The sequence below is a fragment of the Rhizobium ecuadorense genome (assembly GCF_001187535.1).
GTDB classification, from domain to species: domain Bacteria; phylum Pseudomonadota; class Alphaproteobacteria; order Rhizobiales; family Rhizobiaceae; genus Rhizobium; species Rhizobium ecuadorense.
The window spans coordinates 1-246 of the sequence record NZ_LFIO01000575.1; the positions used below are offsets into that span (position 1 = coordinate 1).

General features: G+C 67.9%; 1 pseudogene. It reads right to left on the bottom strand.

The features are described 5' to 3' along the window. A pseudogene (locus tag AF337_RS12125) lies at positions 1 to 246 on the bottom strand (cache domain-containing protein); the annotation flags it as partial.

Below are 246 nucleotides of genomic sequence, written 5' to 3' on the forward strand. Positions count from 1 at the left end.
CCGCGGGACACGGTGAGCGCCGGCAGAATGCGCGGGTCGAAGGGCGTGCCGGGTTCGAGGTTGGCAGGGCCGGTGGCCGCGACGACGTGGCCGCTCTCATCTATGACGGCGGCCGACCAGCCGGGCGCAAGGCCCTCGGTGGTCACGAGCTTGCCCAGATCCTTGGCGTCCTGCGTGATGATAAGGGCCGCGACCGGATCATTCTTCCGTGGCAGGGTGACGTTATAGACCCATTCGCCACTGGTC